The 19,254-nt window shown below is 49.0% G+C and carries 21 protein-coding genes and 1 pseudogene; 13 read left to right on the top strand and 9 right to left on the bottom strand.

Going from position 1 to position 19,254, the window contains the following annotated elements; genetic code table 11:
• Window positions 1-3: 3 nt before the first annotated feature.
• From yhbY to ON063_RS00650, 5 genes are read left to right on the top strand one after another with little or no spacing between them, the layout of a single operon-like run.
• The gene (yhbY, locus tag ON063_RS00630; protein WP_074032681.1) at window positions 4-300 is read left to right on the top strand and encodes a ribosome assembly RNA-binding protein YhbY; all 297 of its coding nucleotides are present in this window, start codon (window positions 4-6) and stop codon (window positions 298-300) included.
• Window positions 297-866, top strand: a complete 570-nt coding sequence (locus ON063_RS00635; protein WP_214696089.1) for a nicotinate-nucleotide adenylyltransferase — start codon at window positions 297-299, stop codon at window positions 864-866. The genes yhbY and ON063_RS00635 overlap by 4 nt, the downstream gene beginning before the upstream one ends.
• Complete coding sequence (gene yqeK, locus ON063_RS00640; RefSeq protein ID WP_274663894.1) at window positions 856-1,413, top strand: bis(5'-nucleosyl)-tetraphosphatase (symmetrical) YqeK; 558 nt, start codon at window positions 856-858, stop codon at window positions 1,411-1,413. Before ON063_RS00635 ends, yqeK begins: the two co-directional genes overlap by 11 nt.
• 10 nt (window positions 1,414-1,423) lie before the next feature.
• A complete protein-coding gene (gene rsfS, locus ON063_RS00645; protein WP_074032684.1) occupies window positions 1,424-1,771 on the top strand; it encodes a ribosome silencing factor in 348 nt (115 codons plus the stop codon).
• Window positions 1,771-2,496, top strand: a complete 726-nt coding sequence (locus ON063_RS00650) for a class I SAM-dependent DNA methyltransferase (protein WP_274663895.1) — start codon at window positions 1,771-1,773, stop codon at window positions 2,494-2,496. Before rsfS ends, ON063_RS00650 begins: the two co-directional genes overlap by 1 nt.
• Window positions 2,497-2,540: 44 nt before the next feature.
• On the opposite strand, the gene ON063_RS00655 is transcribed toward ON063_RS00650, so the two are convergent.
• Complete coding sequence (locus ON063_RS00655) at window positions 2,541-2,954, bottom strand: VOC family protein (protein WP_214875227.1); 414 nt, start codon at window positions 2,952-2,954, stop codon at window positions 2,541-2,543.
• A gap of 155 nt (window positions 2,955-3,109) precedes the next feature.
• Between ON063_RS00655 and ON063_RS00660 the strand changes: the two genes are divergently transcribed.
• A complete protein-coding gene (locus tag ON063_RS00660) occupies window positions 3,110-3,706 on the top strand; it encodes a hypothetical protein (RefSeq protein ID WP_274663896.1) in 597 nt (198 codons plus the stop codon).
• Window positions 3,707-3,789: 83 nt separating this feature from the next.
• A complete protein-coding gene (locus ON063_RS00665; protein WP_274663897.1) occupies window positions 3,790-5,259 on the top strand; it encodes a catalase in 1,470 nt (489 codons plus the stop codon).
• Between the two features lie 66 nt (window positions 5,260-5,325).
• Here ON063_RS00665 and ON063_RS00670 read toward each other — a convergent pair whose 3' ends face one another.
• Window positions 5,326-6,219, bottom strand: coding sequence for a DNA/RNA non-specific endonuclease (locus ON063_RS00670; RefSeq protein WP_274663898.1), 894 nt, complete (start codon window positions 6,217-6,219; stop codon window positions 5,326-5,328).
• Window positions 6,220-6,388: 169 nt separating this feature from the next.
• On the opposite strand from ON063_RS00670, the gene nfsA reads away from it, so the two are divergent.
• Window positions 6,389-7,138 (top strand): oxygen-insensitive NADPH nitroreductase, encoded by a 750-nt coding sequence (gene nfsA, locus ON063_RS00675; RefSeq protein ID WP_274663899.1) that lies wholly within the window; start codon window positions 6,389-6,391, stop codon window positions 7,136-7,138.
• 41 nt (window positions 7,139-7,179) lie between these two features.
• Here the strand turns inward: nfsA and ON063_RS00680 are convergent, their stop codons facing one another.
• The 3 genes from ON063_RS00680 to ON063_RS00690 all read right to left on the bottom strand — a co-directional run bounded on the left by ON063_RS00680 (window position 7,180) and on the right by ON063_RS00690 (window position 10,066).
• Window positions 7,180-8,121, bottom strand: a complete 942-nt coding sequence (locus ON063_RS00680; RefSeq protein WP_274663900.1) for a TlpA family protein disulfide reductase — start codon at window positions 8,119-8,121, stop codon at window positions 7,180-7,182.
• Window positions 8,122-8,340: 219 nt separating this feature from the next.
• Window positions 8,341-9,741 (bottom strand): MBL fold metallo-hydrolase, encoded by a 1,401-nt coding sequence (locus ON063_RS00685; RefSeq protein WP_274663901.1) that lies wholly within the window; start codon window positions 9,739-9,741, stop codon window positions 8,341-8,343.
• A gap of 28 nt (window positions 9,742-9,769) precedes the next feature.
• Complete coding sequence (locus tag ON063_RS00690; RefSeq protein WP_015881009.1) at window positions 9,770-10,066, bottom strand: rhodanese-like domain-containing protein; 297 nt, start codon at window positions 10,064-10,066, stop codon at window positions 9,770-9,772.
• Window positions 10,067-10,181: 115 nt separating this feature from the next.
• Here ON063_RS00690 and ON063_RS00695 point away from each other — a divergent pair, with 115 nt between their 5' ends.
• On the top strand, window positions 10,182-10,556 hold the full coding sequence (locus ON063_RS00695; protein WP_274663902.1) for a rhodanese-like domain-containing protein: 375 nt from the start codon (window positions 10,182-10,184) through the stop codon (window positions 10,554-10,556).
• Window positions 10,557-10,589: 33 nt separating this feature from the next.
• Window positions 10,590-11,369 carry a sulfite exporter TauE/SafE family protein gene (locus ON063_RS00700; protein ID WP_274663903.1) on the top strand — a complete coding sequence of 260 codons (780 nt, stop codon included), beginning with the start codon at window positions 10,590-10,592 and terminating at the stop codon, window positions 11,367-11,369.
• 42 nt (window positions 11,370-11,411) lie between these two features.
• Here the strand turns inward: ON063_RS00700 and ON063_RS00705 are convergent, their stop codons facing one another.
• The 4 genes from ON063_RS00705 to ON063_RS00720 all read right to left on the bottom strand — a co-directional run bounded on the left by ON063_RS00705 (window position 11,412) and on the right by ON063_RS00720 (window position 13,973).
• A complete protein-coding gene (locus tag ON063_RS00705) occupies window positions 11,412-11,612 on the bottom strand; it encodes a hypothetical protein (RefSeq protein WP_274663904.1) in 201 nt (66 codons plus the stop codon).
• 99 nt (window positions 11,613-11,711) lie between these two features.
• Window positions 11,712-12,260, bottom strand: a complete 549-nt coding sequence (locus ON063_RS00710; RefSeq protein ID WP_274663905.1) for a cysteine hydrolase family protein — start codon at window positions 12,258-12,260, stop codon at window positions 11,712-11,714.
• A 65-nt stretch (window positions 12,261-12,325) separates the two neighbouring features.
• Window positions 12,326-13,063, bottom strand: a complete 738-nt coding sequence (locus ON063_RS00715) for an ABC transporter permease (protein ID WP_274663906.1) — start codon at window positions 13,061-13,063, stop codon at window positions 12,326-12,328.
• Window positions 13,041-13,973: an ABC transporter ATP-binding protein gene (locus ON063_RS00720; RefSeq protein WP_274663907.1), complete on the bottom strand. Its 933-nt coding sequence runs from the start codon at window positions 13,971-13,973 to the stop codon at window positions 13,041-13,043. Before ON063_RS00720 ends, ON063_RS00715 begins: the two co-directional genes overlap by 23 nt.
• A 337-nt stretch (window positions 13,974-14,310) precedes the next feature.
• Here ON063_RS00720 and ON063_RS00725 point away from each other — a divergent pair, with 337 nt between their 5' ends.
• The 3 genes and pseudogenes from ON063_RS00725 (at window position 14,311) to ON063_RS00735 (ending at window position 19,232) form a co-directional block, all read left to right on the top strand.
• Window positions 14,311-17,163 (top strand): 2-oxoglutarate dehydrogenase E1 component, encoded by a 2,853-nt coding sequence (locus tag ON063_RS00725; RefSeq protein WP_274663908.1) that lies wholly within the window; start codon window positions 14,311-14,313, stop codon window positions 17,161-17,163.
• A gap of 18 nt (window positions 17,164-17,181) precedes the next feature.
• Window positions 17,182-18,424 (top strand): annotated as a pseudogene (gene odhB, locus ON063_RS00730) (2-oxoglutarate dehydrogenase complex dihydrolipoyllysine-residue succinyltransferase).
• Window positions 18,425-18,569: 145 nt separating this feature from the next.
• On the top strand, window positions 18,570-19,232 hold the full coding sequence (locus ON063_RS00735) for a DUF6241 domain-containing protein (RefSeq protein ID WP_274663909.1): 663 nt from the start codon (window positions 18,570-18,572) through the stop codon (window positions 19,230-19,232).
• Window positions 19,233-19,254 lie beyond the last annotated feature (22 nt).

The following is a 19,254-nucleotide window of genomic DNA, read 5'->3' on the forward strand; positions in this document are numbered from 1 at the left end:
ACTATGCTATCAGGTAAACAAAAACGCTTTTTACGCGCAGAAGCGCACCATCTCTCACCAATCTATCAAGTTGGGAAGAATGGGGTCAGCGAAGCGATGTGTAAAGATATCGTGGACGCACTCGAAAAACGCGAATTGATCAAAGTTCAAGTACTTCAAAACTGCATGGACACGCCAAAAGACGTGGCCGGCGAATTATCAGAAGGTACAAAAGCTGAGGTTGTTCAAGTCATTGGTAAAGTCATCGTCTTATACAAAGAGGCGACTGAGAAAGAAAATCGCCAAATCAAACTCCCATGAGCCGCATCGGTTTGATGGGGGGCACGTTCGACCCGCCGCATCTCGGACATCTGTTGATTGCCGAACAAGCTCGCGAACAACTTGAGCTCGATGAAGTCTGGTTTTTACCGGCTGCGATTCCGCCACACAAGGTCGGCTTCAGCTCGGCAGACCATCGAATCGAGATGACTCGCCGCGCCATTCAAGGTCAGTCAGATTTCAAGTTGAATCTGATTGAGTTTGAGCGGAGTGAGCCGTCCTATACGGTGGAGACGATGAAGCGGTTGATCGAACAGCATCCAGACGATACGTTCTATTTCTTGATTGGAGCGGATTCGCTCGTCGCACTCGAATCGTGGCACGACTATGAGACACTTATCCGTCTCGTTGCATTCGGTGCCGTCGCCCGTCCTGGGACGCGTTACTTGATTCCAGAGAAGGCGGACGTTCGTCCAATCGATATGCCGCAACTTGAGATTTCGTCCACCGATATTCGGGAGCGGGCGAAGCGAGGAAAATCCATCAAATATTTGGTCCCGGCACTCGTCGAGACGTATGTGAAGGAGCATAAGCTGTATGACGTTTGAAGAAGCGCATGAGTTGATTAAACAGACGCTACCAGAAAAACGCTATATCCATACGCTCGGTGTCGTCGAGACGGCAGAGCGGATGGCGGTTCAGTACGGCGAGAACGTCGAAGAGGCCCGTCTAGCAGCGATGCTTCATGACTACGCCAAGTACTTTGACACGGAAGAGATGCGTCAAGTCGTCATCGAAGAGGAACTTGATCCAAGCCTTCTTGAGTACGGGGACGAGTTGTTACATGCGCCGGTCGGTGCGATCTTGCTTGCTCGTCAGTATGAACTCGATGAAACCGTACTATCGGCAATTCGGAATCATACGACGGGAGAGCCTGGGATGTCTCGTCTCGATCAAATCCTATTCGTGGCCGATGCCATCGAACCGAATCGGAATTATCCAGGGGTTGATCGCCTGCGGGTAGAGGCAGCGCATTCGCTCGAAGGGGCGGTTGTCGCGACACTGCGCCAAACGATTGAATTTTTATTGAAGAAGTCGGTGCGCATTTTTCCGCTGACGATTGAAACGTATAATGATTTTGTGAATACACCTTAGGAGGGTCAATATGACTGCAAGAGAAGAATTAGAATTGATTGTAAAAGCGGCTGACGACAAACGTGCCGAGGAAATCGTCGTACTCGACATGGAAGGGATCTCGCCGATTGCGGATTACTTCGTTATCTGTCACGGGAACTCGGAGAAGCAAGTTGAAGCGATCGCACGTGAGATCAAAGATGTCGCTGGCGAGAACGACCTACCACTCCACAAGTTTGAAGGAATGGACACGGCACGTTGGGTACTTGCTGACCTCGAGAACGTCGTCGTTCACATTTTCCATCGTGACGACCGTGATTACTACAACCTAGAGAAATTGTGGGCTGACGCGCCGCACGTCGAAGTGGAAGTCGGCTAATGGCATACGAAGGATTCGCCTATGTATACGACGAGTTAATGAAAGACGCGCCGTATGATGAGTGGGTCGCTTTCGTGCGTCGTCACGTCCAAGATGGCGCGACACTCGCGGATGTCGGATGTGGGACAGGATCGGCTACGATTCGCCTCGCCGAACATTACGACGTGATGGGGATCGACTTATCGGAGTCGATGCTCGAAGTCGCACAAGAAAAGGCACTTGAAGCAGAAATCGAGTTGCCACTTTGGGAACAAGATATGCGTGAGTTGGAATTACCGGAACCGGTCGATGCGGTGACGATTCTCTGTGACTCACTCTGCTACCTGCGGGATGAGGCAGATGTGATCGACACGTTCGAATCTGTCTACAACCAACTCAAACCGGGCGGGCTGTTCATCTTTGATGTCCATGCGCCGAATAAGATGCAGACGCTCTTCAACCAAAAGACGTACGCGTCAAACGGGGAAGAGTGCTCGTATATCTGGTTTGCCGACCCAGGAGAGGCACCGCTCTCAGTCGTTCACGATTTAACGTTCTTCGTCGCGCTTGAAGACGGAACGTACGAACGGATCGAGGAGACGCATGAACAACGGACATATGAACCAGGGCAGTACATGCAATGGTTGATTGGTGCTGGGTTCCACGTCAAATCGGTCACATCTGATTTTACCGAACATGCACCAGGAGCGGATGCGGAGCGCATCTTCTTCGTAGTCCAAAAATAAGCAAATCCCCGATTCGTCAAGAATCGGGGATTTTTTTGTCGTTCTTATGCTTCGTGGCTAAACTGCCATTGGACACCGAACTGATCTTCGAGCATGCCATACGCCTTGCTCCAAAACGTCTCTTGAAGTGGCATCAAGACACGGCCATTCACAGAGAGTGCATCGAACTCGCGGTGGATGGCATCGAGGTCGTCCGTGACGACGGCGAGCGTGACATTGTCCCCAAACGTGACCGGTCCGTCAGGCATCGCATCAGAAAACATGAGCGATGAGCCGTGAATCGATAGTCGGGTATGCAGCACGAGATTGGCCATTTCACTCGGCACCGGTTGACCGTCTGGACCAGGTTGGTCACCGAACGTCATGATGTCTGGAGCGGCATGGTTGAATACGTCCGCATAGAAGTTCACGGCGTCGCGGCAATTCCCGTTAAAATTGAGATACGGATTGATCGGCATAGCAAGTTCCTCCTCGGATTCATAATAATTATTATAGAACGTATGTTCGTAAATGACAAGTGAGTCCAACTAAATTCGATTGTGTGGTTGAACACAACTGAGACTTGGGAATAAAGCTAATAGAGAACAAATTAGATGAAAGAAGGCGAAGTATCATGAAGCTCACGAAAGGGCGTATCCTCGAATTCGGATTCGTCTTGTTCATGGCGGTCATACTCGTGACATCGATCATTGAAGAATCCTGGTTCGATGCAAGTGTGGCGGGAGCCGGGATCATCTCGGGTCTCATCCCGTTCTTTATTGAAAAGACGTTTAAAACAGAACTCGATAGCAAGATGAAGGTGGCCTATATCCTGTTCTTGTTTGCCTCACAGTATTTAGGGTCCATCGTCGGATTGTACGGGAACGGCTGGTGGGACACGTTCCTACACCTCTTGAGCGGTATCTTTCTTGCATTTTTAGGATTCGACTTCTTCTCCCGGCTCGATGACGACATTCGAACTGAAATCCCGAAACGATTTTTATTCGTCTATATCGTTGTCTTTTCTATGGCTGGCGCGGCGCTTTGGGAGATGTATGAATTTACATCCGACGTCGTCTTAAACACGACGATGCAAGGGAACGGGAACGACGATACGATGGTCGACATCATCGCTGGGTCACTTGGTGGAGTGCTCGCCGCGTTCTTCGTCGTCACGCTTCATCAACGTGAAAAAGCCAAACAAAAGAGACACATGAAAAAAAGTTCGTGATTCACGAGCTTTTTATTTGTAATCATTCTAATGTTTGATTAATATCAAGATTGTAATGATTATAAATAATGGGAGGCAATCATATGGATCAACACCGTCAACTAACTACTAACCAAGGCGCACCAATCGGGGATAACGCCAACTCCATCACTGCGGGTCGTCGGGGCCCGACGCTTCTCGAAGATTACCAACTAATTGAGAAATTAGCGCATTTCGACCGTGAACGCGTACCAGAACGCGTCGTTCACGCGAGAGGGGCAGGGGCGCATGGTGTCTTCACTGTAAAAAATAGTATGAAACGATATACAAAAGCCGCATTCTTGCAAGAAGAGGGGCAAGAAACGCCTGTGTTTGCGCGTTTCTCGACCGTCATCCACGGCTTAGGTTCACCGGAGACGCTTCGTGACCCGCGTGGTTTCGCCGTCAAGTTTTATACGGAAGAAGGGAACTATGATTTCGTCGGAAACAACTTGCCGGTCTTCTTCATCCGTGACGCGATTAAATTCCCGGACGTGATTCACTCGCTCAAACCGGACCCACAAACAAACCTTCAAGACCCAGACCGCTTCTTCGACTTCATGTCACTCACACCGGAATCAACAAACATGCTTCTCCATTTGTTCAGTGACGAAGGCATTCCGGCATCGTATCGTCATATGCGCGGATCGTCCGTCCACTCTTTCAAATGGGTGAACGAATTTGGCAACACAGTGTACATAAAGATGCGCTGGGTACCGAAGCAAGGCATTCAAAACTTGTCGATGGAAGAAGCCGCGAAGATTCAAGCGGAAGACTTCAACCACGCAACACGTGACTTGTTTAACGCGATTGAGCAAGGCGATTATCCAGAATGGGATCTATACGTACAAATTTTAGACCCGGCAGACATGGATAACTTCGACTTCGACCCGCTCGATGCGACGAAAGATTGGTTCGAAGAGGTCATCCCATACCAATTGGTCGGAACGATGACCCTCAACAAGAACGTCGACAATTTCTTCGCTGAGACAGAGTCTGTTGGCTTCAACCCGGGCGTTCTTGTACCAGGAATTCAGCCGTCGGAAGACAAGATGCTCCAAGGACGTCTCTTCTCGTATTCGGATACGCAGCGTCACCGCATCGGGCCGAACTACCTTCAACTTCCGATCAACTGCCCGTTCGCTCAAGTCGCGAACAACCAGCGTGACGGGGCGATGCCATTCAAGCAACAGACGAGTCCAGTCAACTACGAGCCGAACCGCTATGAAGACGCGCCAAAGCCGAATGCGGATTACATCGAAACGCCGCAACCGATCACAGGTGTGACAGGTCGTCAGAAAATTGAGAAGACGAACGACTTCGGTCAGGCCGGAGAAGTGTATCGCCGTTATTCTCAAGAAGAGAAGGATGCGCTTATCCGCAACCTCGTCGCTCACATCAAAGAAGTTCGTCATGAGAAGACGGTTCTCCTCTTGATCTGCAACTTCTATCGTGCGGATCGTGAACTTGGGGAGCGTCTCTCGAACGAGTTGAACGTTGATCTCGCACCATTCTTGAACCAAATGTCGAACTAAGCATGTAACCGCGGTCTTGTGCCGCGGACACGCCCCTCTCATAGAGGAAAGTCTCGTCTATTGTGGTTATTCACCGACCATCCCGTCACCGTCTCGGTCGTCCATATACTGGTACAACCAATGATCACGCGTGATCGGCATCTCAAATCCGGCATTTTTCGCTTCTTTGATTGTCACTTGTCCGTTTCCGTCAACGTCGATATCGGATAATTCTCGCTCTTCGACAGGATCCGTCGTCACGTCAGGTGGAGAATCGTCCGTCAAATCGAGCGATTCGTTCACTTCTTCTGGGTCCGCGTTATCATACGTATCCGTGACCGTGTTGCCTCGTACGGTATACGTATACTGGTAGCGGGAAGGAATCTGTGTCGTCGTGTTCGGATAGGTAATGATTGCCTCAAAGTCTTTCGCGCCGCCAGCCTTTCGAATGACATCTTCCATGAACGCCTGGTCCCCGTAGCGGTTGAGTGCACTGTTTTGTGGTGTGATGTTATAGGCGTTCGAGACACCACCGAGCGAATCGGCGATGATATGACCTTCATCGAGATTCGGGTCTTCGACACCCGGAACTTTCGCCTCGTCTGAATAATAACGACCAGAAGAATTGACGTCTTCGGTCTCATCGTCTTGAAGCGTGATTTCGTCGGCGATAACACGAATCAATTGACCATGCTCGTTCGTGAACGCCCAGTACTCACGGTCGCCGAAGCCGATATCGACGACGACATTCGCTTCCCGTCTTCCGGCCTGATCACCGCCATCTACCTCGATTTGTGTATAGCCTTCAAATAAATCTTCTTCTTGTTCAGGTGAAGGCGTCTCGGTGGTCCGTTCTTCTTGTGCCGGTTCCTCTTCGACCGTTTCTTCAGTCGACGTCGGGACGCTCACATCGGCATCCGTACAACCGGAGAGGAGTAGCACCCCAAGCAGGAATGGAATGTAAAATGGCATTCTTTTCATATATCTCGCTCCTTATTCGAAGTTACGCTGTCGTATTTTCTATGTAGTCTATAATGATAGCATAAGAAAACAAGAAGTGAGCTTCCCCTTTCAAAATGTGCCCGACGGATTCCTCTCATTTGTGGATTCAGAAAGCTTGTGCCAAGATTGAAAAAAGGGGGAAGAACGTATGAACGAAGTGATTGAGACCTTATTGAACCACCGTTCCGTCCGTGACTTTACGGACGAGACATTAACAGATGAACAAATCCAGACCATCGTTGAGAGCGCCCAACGCGCATCGACGTCTAGCTTTATCCAAGCCTATTCCATCATCGGGGTGACCAATGAAGCGAAGAAGAAACGACTTGCCGAGATTGCGGGCAACCAGTCCTATGTCGTCGAGAACGGTCACTTTTTCGTCTTTTGCGCGGATTTGCATCGCCATGAAATGATTGGTGAGCTACAGGAAGCAGAAGTGTCTGCGACGCTTGAGACTGATGAGAAGTTGCTTGTCGCTGTGATCGACGCTGCACTCGCCTCACAAAATGCGGCCGTAGCGGCTGAGTCGATGGGGCTCGGCATTTGTTATATCGGTGGCATTCGGAACGACCTTTTTGCGGTCAAAGAAGTGCTTGCATTGCCGGAACGGGTCATTCCGCTCTTCGGGATGGCCGTCGGTGTACCGGCCTCAGTCGAGGATCAAAAACCACGCTTGCCGTTCCATCATGTTTATCATGAGAATACGTATGAAGCGAATCCAGAACGGATGAAGCAATCCCTTTCCGATTACGATGCGTTGATCCACGATTACTATATGGTCCGTGGCTCGAACCCGCGTAAAGACACGTGGACTGGACAGATGGGACGCATGTTGTCAAAAACGACGCGTCTTGACGTCAAAGACTTCTTGAAAGCACAAGGATATTTGAAGCAATAAGATAAACCGCCGACAAATCACTGTCGGCGGTTTTGTCATGTTCAATTTACTTGAGCGTCGAGCCAATTCTTGTCGATGGCCCCGAATTGTTTTGCGATGATCACACCGGATTCATCGAGCACATATGTCGTCGGCATCGCCTGAATCCGGTACGCATCCCCGACTTGACCGTCACGGTCATAGACGACAGTAAACGCGTCTTCGTACGGTTCGACGAACGAGATGGCATTGTCCGGGTCACGTTCGCTCGTCGTCGCGTTGACGGCGACAATCGTCACGTCGTCTCGTTCTTTCGCGAACGCCGCCATATCCGGCATCTCTGCACGACACGGAGGACACCAGGACGCCCAAAAGTTGATGACGACTTGTTGACCGCGTAACGATGCTAAGTCGAACGTACTCCCGTCAGTTCGTTGTAACTCAAACGATGGGGGCATTTGCCCGATGTTTAGACCGGTAGATGCTGTCTCTGTCGTGACAGTTTGTGTCGCGCGTTCCGGTAGGGCGGCATTCACGACCGCGAGCAAAACGAGGACACCGGCACTAACTTGAATCGCTTTCTTTGAAGGACGAGCGACATAGAGCGAAAGCCCGAACAGGATGAAGACAATCCCAATCATCCACCATTGAACTTTTCCGACCGCATACGACTGAAACAGCCAGATACTAGATGCGCCAAGGACGGTCCAAAGGAGGTGTCCGCGAGTCGGCACATGCACCCAGCGCCACGTCAGTCCGAATAGTACGAGGAGAAGGACAGCGCTCCATAGATGAATCGGCTGGTCGGGAAGAGTGAATATTGTCCCGTATACCGGAACCGCGAGCGTCATCCCGAGCCAGATGAGGAGCCCGCTCAGCACCCAATATCCTAAAAGGTCTCGATCGAGTCGATAGACGAACCAAAGGACAACAGCGGCCGCGATCCATTGAGACCATACGCCTCCCGTAGCGTAGAGGGCAAGAGAAATATCACGAGTCGTCAACAGACCGATGAGGATGGCGCTTCCTTTCCAGGCGAGGAATCCATAAAACCATGTACCGCTGACGGCTTCACGTTGCTTACTCGTCAGACCGAGGAAACGAAAGATTACATAGAGGATACCAAGGCTTACTAAAAAAATGAGTAAATCGAAACGAATGTTAAGTGGACCGATAGCGGCGCCCCTCTCGAAGCGGGCGCCATATTCATAGTCAGTATAGCATTACTTGATTTGTTGAGCGTTCAAGACAGTCTTCATCGCGCCGTAGCCACCGAGGATGTTGTGGATATCTTTGTAGCCGAGCGATTGAAGGACACTTGCTGCCATGCGTGAGCGGACGCCTGACGCACAGTGGACCGCAATCGTTTGATCGGTCGGAAGACCTTCGTGATCACGTGTGAGTTTACCGAGCAAGATGCGCTCTGCCTTTTCGTAATGGCTCGCGTTCCATTCCGTCGCGTTGCGAACGTCGAGGACGAAGACGTCACCTTTTTCTGCAGCTTCGATTGCTTCTTCTGCCGTCACGTCCGTATACGTTTCCGTCAAGAGTGAAGCGTCGAGCTCTTCGACCGGAACGATGAAGCGAAGACGGTCGAGACCGATTGATTGAAGGTCGGTCTGTACTTGATCGACATCTTCCGCACTTGCGATGAGTGTGATGTCTTTGTCGAAGTTGACGAGCCAGCCAGCCCACGAGACGAACTTGTTGTTGTATGGGATATTGATTGTCCCAGGTATGTGTCCGTTCGCAAAGTCTTCCCCTTTACGCGTGTCGACGACTTGCGTCTCTTCGACGAGTGTATCAAGGCGACCTGAACCGACGACTTCAGGACGAGCGACGTCTGTCGTCACTTGAATGCCTTCTTTGTTCACTTTCTTCATCATGGCGAAGTAGTTCGGCGGTTCTGGTTGATCCGTCGTCAACTCTTTGATGAAGGCATCTTTGTCCGTCATTTGAAGCGCCCAGTTCGTCGCTTTCTCATAACCGACCGTCGACGTTGGAATCGCGCCGAGCGCTTTCCCGCAAGCACTGCCTGCACCGTGTCCTGGCCAAACTTGAACGAAGTCAGGAAGCGCCATGAACTTCTTGAGTGAATCAAACATTTGTTCTGCGCCGATTGCCGTCGTTCCTTTCACACCGGCTGCTTCTTCGAGGAGGTCGGGGCGACCGATATCTCCGACGAAGACGAAGTCGCCTGTGAAGATGCCCATCGGTTGTGTCTGGTTCCGGTCATACAGAAGGAACGAGATGTGTTCTGGCGTGTGACCAGGTGTATGCATGACTTCGAGTGTCACGTTTCCGATTTTGAACGTGTCGCCTTCTTTGACGAGTTGTGCGTCGATGTCTTTGGCGAACGCATACTTCCAAGAAGCATCACCTTCGTCTGATAGATAGGCTTTCGAACCTGTGCGCTTCGCGAGTTCGAGTGAGCCCGATACAAAGTCCGCATGAATGTGTGTCTCAGCTGTTGCAACAATGTTCATGCCTTCTTTTTTCGCTTCTTGAAGGTATGGCTCGATGTTCCGGGCCGGATCGATGACGATGGCTTCTCCTGTCATTTGGCATCCGACCATATATGAAGCTTGTGCTAATTTCTCATCATAAAAATAACGTAATAACATGTGGATTTCCCCCTATGAATGTAATCGTTTATTCGACTTCGCCTTGCCAGCTCATCATCCCACCGTCGACGTTCGTGACATCGAACCCTAGTGAGTCGAGATAAGCGGATGCGTTCATGCTGCGTCCACCGGCTGCGCAAATGACGTGAATCGGTTTAGAGCGATCGAGCTCATCGACTTTTGCCCCGAATTCAGAAAGTGGTACGTTTTTCGCTTGTTTGATGTGACCTCCAGCATATTCATCTACCTCTCGTACATCGATGAGGTTGAGTGAGTCGTCAGCTTGAAGTAACGCTTCTAATTCAGTAGTCGTAATCGTCTTCATGAGTCTTTGATCTCCTTTTCGTGTTTAAGGTTTTTGGCAACGAGAATGTTTCGTTGGCTTTAATATACCCCCTGAGGTATAATGAGCGCAAGTGAAAAGAATTGGAGGGGAAAACATGAAGAAAATTTCCTTATTTGTTGGGGTTTTGACTGTTATGGCGATTTTTATCTTTGTAATCACATCAGAAAAGAATGAAATCACGAAAATTGATGCTGAAACTCTACAAAACAAATTGGAAAACGAGGAAATAACACTCCTTGACGTAAGAGAAACGTCCGAATACAAGGGGGGGCATATTGAAGGAGCGGTGAACGCACCACTTTCTTCATTAGATGCCAACGAGTTGAAGTATCCGAAAGATGAGCCAATCTATGTCATCTGTCGGAGCGGTAATCGAAGTGCTCAGGCCGCTAGTCGATTAAAAGAGGCCGGTTACACCGAAATCTATGATGTATCAGGCGGTATGATGGCTTGGGAATCGATTGAATAAGTAGAGAATACGAGAGTAAATGGAGGAGTCAATATGGAGTTCGGGTTTATCATTACAATCTTTCTAATTGGGTTTATCGGGTCGTTCATTTCAGGGATGGTCGGGATTGGTGGGTCGATCATCAAGTATCCGATGTTGTTATACATCCCACCAATCTTAGGATTTGCGGCGTTCAGCGCGCACGAAGTATCAGGAATTAGTGCGATTCAAGTGTTCTTTGCGACAATAGGTGGAATCTATGCCTATCGTAAAGGTGGATACTTAAACAAACAGTTGATTCTCTACATGGGTGTGTCAGTCTTAATCGGAAGCTTCATTGGAGGGTACGGGTCGACGATTTTATCGGAGACGATGATCAATGTCGTATATGCCGTACTCGCAACGATTGCGACGATCATGATGTTCTTACCGAAGCCACAAGTGGACGATATGCCGCTTGACCAAGTGCAGTTCAACAAGGTGATTGCGGCCAGCTCAGCTTTCGTCGTCGGGATTGCAGCTGGTATCGTCGGAGCGGCAGGGGCATTCATTCTCATGCCGATCATGCTCATCGTCTTGCGCATCCCGACAAAGATGGCGATCGCAAGTTCACTCGCCATCACGTTCATCTCGTCGATCGGGTCGACGTTCGGTAAAATCATTACCGATCAAATCGTCTGGGGGCCAGCCATCATTATGATCATCGCGAGTCTGATTGCTGCACCGATTGGGGCGAATGTCGGGAAGAATATGAATACAAAAGCGCTTCAATGGATTTTAGCGTTACTCATCTTAGCGAGTACCGTTAAAATTTGGAGCGACTTAATCGCGTAAAAAAATCACGATGCCTCTATCCAGGCATCGTGATTTTTTGCGTTATTTCGTAATGAAATAATAGAGGAGTCCGAGTCCGATAAACGAGACAGGGAGCAAAATGATGTAGAGCCAAGAAACCATCGACCAGCTCTTCTTTTGGCTGTACGTGGAGCGGTCTTTCCCGAGTCCGACCATGATGGTAAAAATAAGTGCAATCAAACAGACGAATAATGCTAGACCGATTATGAGATACAACAACATCACACCCTTTGCTAACCTTTATAAGATAAGGATAGCTTAAAAGAGTATCTTGAAAACGTTTAAATATTGGGAATATGTGTCCAAGATGAAAAATATAAATCACTTTTTAATGTGACGCATATATTCAGACACAGAAGATGTTTCGATTCCTAGCGCCTCATCAATAATCGTCAAGGCACTTTCATGACGTTTTAATGTCTCTGCGGCCACACAATCGCGAGGAACATAAATATCATAATCGCGCATATAAGCATCGTTTGCGGAGAAGAGGATACATATATCTGTTGCGACACCAGTTAAAATCAATTTCGTCACGCTTAACTGACGAAGCAAAATATCTAACTGGGTTCCGAAAAAGGCAGAGTGTCTTGGTTTAATAATGAAGTACTCTTCATCCTCTGGTTCGATTTGTAATGCAATCTGCTTTCCTTTTGTACCTTTCACATAATCAATGATATCTTCCGTGCTATCTTTCCACTGCCCAAAATTGTCATTACAATAAATGACGGGCAAGTCCGTCTCTTTAAAATGTTTTTTTAACTTGAGAATCGGATCAACAATCACTTGAGTATGCGTACGTAGCATGTCGCCACCATCAAAATCAAAATCATTGAACATATCAATAATGAGTAATGCTGTCTTAGACATAGAAATACCTCCTCACTATAAAACGCCTATAGCAAAGAGGTACCACTTTATCATTCGAAGTATGCTTATTCCGCAAACGTTTTGCTACGGAACATAAATGCCGTGATGAGATAGAAGGCGATGATGTGAAGGGCGACATAGAAGATCGAGAAGCCCATCGTGACATCCATTGCATCCATGAATTCTGGGTTCAAGTCATAGACTGAAAGATCTGCATGCAAGAAGACGATCCATTTTGCGAGTTCAGGTTTCCATGCGACGAGAAGACCACCGATGATGCTTGAGGCGAAGTTCGCGAGCACCGTGAAACCGATGACGACACCGACTGATTTGAAGACGACCGAAAACATGAGCGTTAAGAAAATGATGAAGATGGGTCCGCTCACGCTGATGAGGATCGGACGAACGACATCCCATGTGACAGAACCGTCTAACGTGAGAGAGAACCCGAACGCGACGACTAAAATAAAGACGAATTGGAGCAACATGACGAGAACGGCCATGACGAGTTTTGAGAGCAAGATGCGGTCTCGGGAATACGGACTCATCAAAAGATGTTTCAACGTATCAAATTTCAACTCATTCCCGACCATCTCGGCTGTAAAGACGATGGTAAAGATGCTGAGGAAGGCGATGGCGCCCATCGTTGAGAATTCAAAGAACGACGCAGCTTCCGGTGACCCATCTCCGCTTGCCAATACGGCATATACGATGAGGATGATCGCGGTGTATACACCTAAGGCGACGTAAGGTTTAATCGTGCGGCGCCACTTCATCCATTCATTGCTGAGTAATGAACGCATTGTTCGTACCTCCTTCTTTTTTCGTCAATTTCAAGAATTGTTCTTCGAGTGACTCGTGCTTCATGCCGATCTGATAAACGGCGATGTCACGTTCAATCAATTGCTTCAATAGGACAGGGATATCGGCCTCTTGACGTGGCACGATGAACGACTCGGCAGACTGTTGAACGATTTTCACATCATCGAAGGCGAGAGCTGCGACATCGAGCGCATCGCTCATCTGTTCTTTCGCAACTTTACAGAGGATGACGCTATCGGCTTTCGTCTGACCGTCTTCTACCGACTTGATTTGTCCTTGGTCAATGATGGCAAAGCGGTCCGTAATCAATTCCATCTCACTCAACAAGTGACTTGAAATGAGGATGGCGATGCCACGGTGGTCCGCGAGGTGACGTAAGTAATTCCGCAGGTCGGCAATCCCGGCTGGGTCGAGACCGTTCGTCGGCTCATCGAGGATAAGTACTTTTGGATTATGCAACAAGGCACGGGCAATCCCGAGGCGCTGTTTCATCCCGAGCGAGTATTGTTTGACTTTCATATCGAGCTTTCCATCGAGTCCGACGAGCGCACCAAGTGCGTTCAAATCGACTTTCTTTAAGTTCGGGATCAAGTTCATGGCGTGAATCAAGTTCTCACGACCGGTCATGTACGGATAAAACGCCGGATTTTCGACGATGGCTCCGATTCGGCTGAGCGCCTCTTGGCGGTTGTTCGCGACGTCATACCCATCGACCGTCACGGTCCCGTGTGTTGCAGGCATGAGACCTGTAATGATTCGAATGGTTGTCGTCTTCCCGGCGCCGTTCGGTCCGAGGAAACCGAAGATTTCACCTGGAACGACATCAAAGCTGACATTCGTCAATACCGTTGCTTTTCCCATTTTCTTATGGACATTTTGTACGGATAACATGTGGTCACCTAACTTTCTTTTATGAGTGATAGTGTTCTTCCTACATCCCCTTCTACGGGCTTGTTTGAAATAAGGTTTCATCTTTTTTTGAAATGTTTGAAACAAATCCCTTGAGACACAATTTATCGATAAGCAAAACTTATCGAAATAGTATGGACGAATTGTGAATTTGTAAGGGTCTTTCTAGCATGAAAGGTGTAGTATGAAGTTGAGCGTAAGAGGCAAGATTTGGTTTTGTTCACTAGGGTAAGAGAAGAGTGAACTGCTTCGGGCTACATGTTAAAATGAAAGCGTTCACAGATTGGACGTTTAGGAATGGATAAGGGGGATTTATTCAATGGGAGAGTCGTCGAATGTTCACGAGAAATCGCAAGCATTTTATGGTCCTAACTTAGGCTACATCATTGAACTGTACGAGCAATATTTGGAAGACCCGTCATCGGTCGATGAGGAGACACGTCGTTACTTCGACGAGAACGGAGCACCAGAATCATCACCGACAGAAGTACCGGTCTCGGGACCATCGTTTGACTTAGAGAAAGTCGTCTCGGCGACACGCCTTGTCAACGATATCCGTGCGTTCGGTCATAAGGCGGCGGATATTTATCCATTGAAAGATCATCCGCGCGAACAGGAATTGTTCGAACTGTCTCGTTATGATTTGACAGAAGAAGATTTAAAACAAATTCCGGCCCGTCTTCTTTCGGACGATGCACCGAAACCAAATGCGAGTGCCCTTGAGTTATTCCGTCACTTGCTTGACGTCTATACAGGTACGGTCGCAATCGAACTCCGTCACTTAGACGATATGGAAGAGAAGAAGTGGATTCGCCGTCAAGTCGAACAAGGCGCATTGAAACGAACCTTCTCAAAAGAAGAAAAAATCGAATTGTTCAAACGTCTGGCTGAGACCGAGCTGTTTGAATCTTTCCTTCATAAAACGTATGTCGGACAGAAACGCTTCTCCATCGAAGGATTGGATGCGATGGTGCCGTTACTTGACGCCATGGTCGGAGGACTCATCTCGAGTGGATCTGAACACATCAACATCGGGATGGCACACCGTGGACGTTTGAACGTACTCGCTCACGTACTCGGCAAGCCATACGAGATGATCTTTGCGGAGTTCCAGCACGCACCGAATAAAGAATTGATTCCGTCTGAAGGGTCAATCGGCATCAACTTTGGTTGGTCAGGCGACGTGAAATATCACCTTGGACTTGATCGCAAAGTCGTCGAACAACAAAAAGAAGTACGTCTCAACTTGGCAAATAACCCGAGTCACCTTGAATTCGTCGGATCAGTCGTCGAAGGGTACACACGTGCCGCACAAGATGACCGTTCTGAGAAAGGATCGGCTGTCCAGCAGGATGATTTGGCAGCTTCGATCTTGATTCACGGAGATGCGGCATTCCCAGGACAAGGGATTGTGGCGGAGACGCTCAACATGACGAACTTGACGGGTTACCGTACAGGTGGAACGGTTCACGTCATTGCCAACAACACCATCGGTTTCACGACGGACCCGAACGATTCACGTTCGACACGTTACGCGAGTGATATCGCCAAAGGGTATGAAATTCCAGTCTTCCACGTGAATGCAGATGACCCGGAAGCATGTGTCGCCGTCGCGAAATTGATCAGTGAATATCGTGCCAAGTTCCATAAAGATATCTTGGTCGATTTGATTGGGTATCGTCGTTACGGTCACAACGAAATGGACGAACCAATGAATACGAACCCGGTTCTTTATAAAGCGATCAAAGGACATCAGTCTGTCCGTCACGTATATGCCGAGCAACTTGAGGCAGAAGGCGTCATGACAAAAGATGAGAAAGCACAAATCGAACAAAAGATCGAAGAGGCGCTTAAAGCAGCGCGCGACCTCGTTCCTTCTGAAGAAGAGGATGCTGACATCGTCTTGCCGGACGCGGTCCATAAAGGATTCCCAAAAGTCGATACGAGCGTAGAACTCGAACTCCTCATGCAATTGAACGAAGAGTTGCTTGACTGGCCAGAAGGATTCGGAGTCTTCCACAAGCTTCAAAAAGTACTCGACCGTCGCCGTGACGCATTCGGTGAAGGTGGAAAAATCGACTGGGGTCATGCGGAGACGCTCGCCTTCGCTTCGATTCTTTCAGACGGTACGCCGGTACGCTTGAGCGGTCAAGATTCGGAGCGCGGAACGTTCGCCCAACGGAACATCATGTTGAACGATGTCGAGTCAGGGAAGAAGTTCTCGCCACTCCATCAGCTGTCGACGGCGAAAGCTTCGTTCTCTGTCTACAACAGCCCGCTTTCAGAAGGATCAGTTCTTGGATTTGAATACGGGTATAATGTATTCGCACAAGACACGCTCGTATTGTGGGAAGCCCAGTACGGTGACTTTGCGAACTCGGCGCAAGTTATGTTCGACCAGTTCATCTCGGCCGGTCGTGCGAAATGGGGTCAAAAATCAGGGCTTGTCATGCTCTTGCCACACGGTTATGAAGGACAAGGACCAGAGCACTCGAGTGCACGTATGGAGCGTTACTTGACGCTTGCCGGTGAGAAAAACTGGACAGTCGCAAACCTTTCGTCTGCGGCACAATACTTCCATATTCTCCGTCGCCAAGCTGAGATGCTCGGCAAAGAAGAGATTCGTCCGATGATCATCATGACACCGAAGAGTCTGCTTCGTCATCCACTCGCGACGTCACCGATCGAGGCGTTCACGGAAGAGAGCTTCAAACCAATCGTTGAACAGCCAGGTCTCGGTGAGAACGCAGAGAAAGTCGAACGTCTCGTCTTCTGCACAGGGAAGATGGCGATCGACCTCGCGGAAGCGGTCGGCAAGTCAGAAGAGTCACTCGACTTCTTGCACATCATCCGGGTCGAAGAAATCTATCCGTTCCCGGTTCGTGAGATTCGTGACGTCATCAGCCGTTATCCAAACGCACGCGAAATCGTCTGGGTACAAGAAGAGCCGAAAAACATGGGAGCTTGGACATACATTGAGCCTCGTCTTGAAGCGGTCACAACGAACCGACTCGACGTTCGTTACATCGGTCGTCGCCGTCGTTCGAGCCCGGCTGAAGGAAATCCGACAGCCCATAAGCAAGAACAAGCACGCATCATCCGTGAAGCACTTTCTCGCGACGTCGTCTCGAGCGGTGCAGGCACGAGCACATACCAAAAAGATCGTAAATAAGTTAAGGGGGAACTCATTGTGGTCGAAATTAAAGTACCTGAATTAGCAGAATCCATTACGGAAGGAACGGTCGCGACATGGCTCAAACAGCCAGGCGACCAAGTTGAAAAAGGGGAAGCCATCGTCGAGCTCGAGACGGATAAGGTCAATATCGAAGTCCCGGCTGACGAAGCGGGTGTGTTAGAAGAACAACTTGCCGGAGAAGGGGATACGGTTCAAGTTGGTGACGTCATCGCACGTCTCGGTTCAGGTTCTGGTGGCGGAACGGCTGTCGCGACGAAGACGAAGACAGAAAACGCGACAGAAACGAAGACAGAAGCGCCGACTGAGAAGAAAACGGAGTCTGTTGAAGAGGGCAAGAAAGTAGAGAAACGCGAAGAACACGTCGCGAGCCCGGGTAAAGGACCAATCGCAACACCTGCTGCCCGTAAACTCGCTCGTGAGAAAGGCATCGACCTCTCGGCCGTTCAAACGAACGATCCGATGGGACGCATCAATGTCCATGACGTTTCAAAACATGAAGACAAACCAGCTGTGAAAGAGCAAAAACCAGCTGCTTCAGCTCCAGCACCACAACCGGCTGCAAGTGGGAAAGAAGAAGAGCGCATCAAGATGACACGTCGTCGTCAAACGATTGCCAACCGTCTCGTAGAAGTGCAACAGACGGCAGCAATGCTCACGACGTTTAACGAAATCGATATGTCGGCGGTCATGGCACTTCGTAAACGTCGCCAAGAGAAGTTCGTGAAAGACAACGATGTCAAACTCGGCTTCATGTCATTCTTCACGAAAGCAGCGGTCGCGGCTCTCAAGCGCATGCCTTACTTGAACGCTGAAATCCAAGGTAATGAAATCGTCTTGAAGAAATATTACGATATCGGGATTGCCGTATCGGCGCCGGACGGTCTTGTCGTCCCTGTCGTCCGTGAAGCAGACCGTAAAAACTTCGGTGAAATCGAGAAAGACATCCTTCACCTTGCGGATAAAGCGCGTAACAACAAGCTTGGTTTGAGCGACCTCACAGGTGGTACGTTCACGATCACAAACGGTGGCGTGTTGACCACAAGTTGCCATCCTCGGGATGCACTCGATTCAACTCCGCCCAGTCGCAATCGACGCGGACACGATGGAAAACCGTCCGATGATGTATGTCGCACTCTCATATGACCACCGAATCGTAGATGGTCGTGAGGCTGTAACATTCCTCAAGCACATCAAAGAGATGATTGAAGATCCAGAACAATTGTTGTTCGAGGCATAAGATTTAGAGAAAGTACCCGCTCCGATATTAGGAGGCGGGTACTTTTTTGTACGAGGTCATGATTAAATACCTTTTATTGGGATTTTCAGCAAGGTATATATGTTATCCTTGATGGAGAGAATCAGTAAAAGGGCGTGAATGGTAAATGAAATGGAAAAAATGGTTTCCTTGGATGGGACTTGTCTTAGTAATAGTGGTCATTGCTACATATGCATTCTATCAGTATTGGATGGGACCGAATCAAAGTGAGCTCGACCGGGACAATTTGACGGAAGAAGAGTATGAGCGGGCGCTTGAATTGATTGACATCATCAAAGAAGAAGACCCGCTCGGGCGGCGTCAAAACGTGACGCGTCGCATCAATCCGCAGGAGACGACGGGGCTCGTCTTTGACGATGAGAAAAAATTAAACAAAGGGAATCTCGTTGAAGCGATGCATCTGATGACGCACCAAAAGATTTTGGCGACGGAAAAGGCGGGTGCCATCCCGATGACACATGACAATCTGAAAGAGGTCCGCGACTATTTAGAGTTGCTACGGGACAAGAATAAAATCAAGTCCGAAGATTATCGTCAACTCGGTCAAATCATCGAACGATGGGAACAAGCCATCTTTGATGAGATTGACAAAGAACAAGATCTTCTTCTAGAGGAGATGTACGCCGTCATCGGATTCTCGAACGGACTCGCGACACGCGCAGAAGAAGAGTTGTTCATCATAAATAACTTCGGTGCGGAATACGTGTATACGATGGACTTAGAGCCGATGCCCGAAGAGGAAGACGTGAATACGGAAACCGAAGAGTAAACAAAAAGGAGTTCATCACGAA

Origin of the sequence: Exiguobacterium sp. B2(2022), assembly GCF_028823655.1 — a bacterium.
GTDB classification, from domain to species: domain Bacteria; phylum Bacillota; class Bacilli; order Exiguobacteriales; family Exiguobacteriaceae; genus Exiguobacterium; species Exiguobacterium aestuarii_A.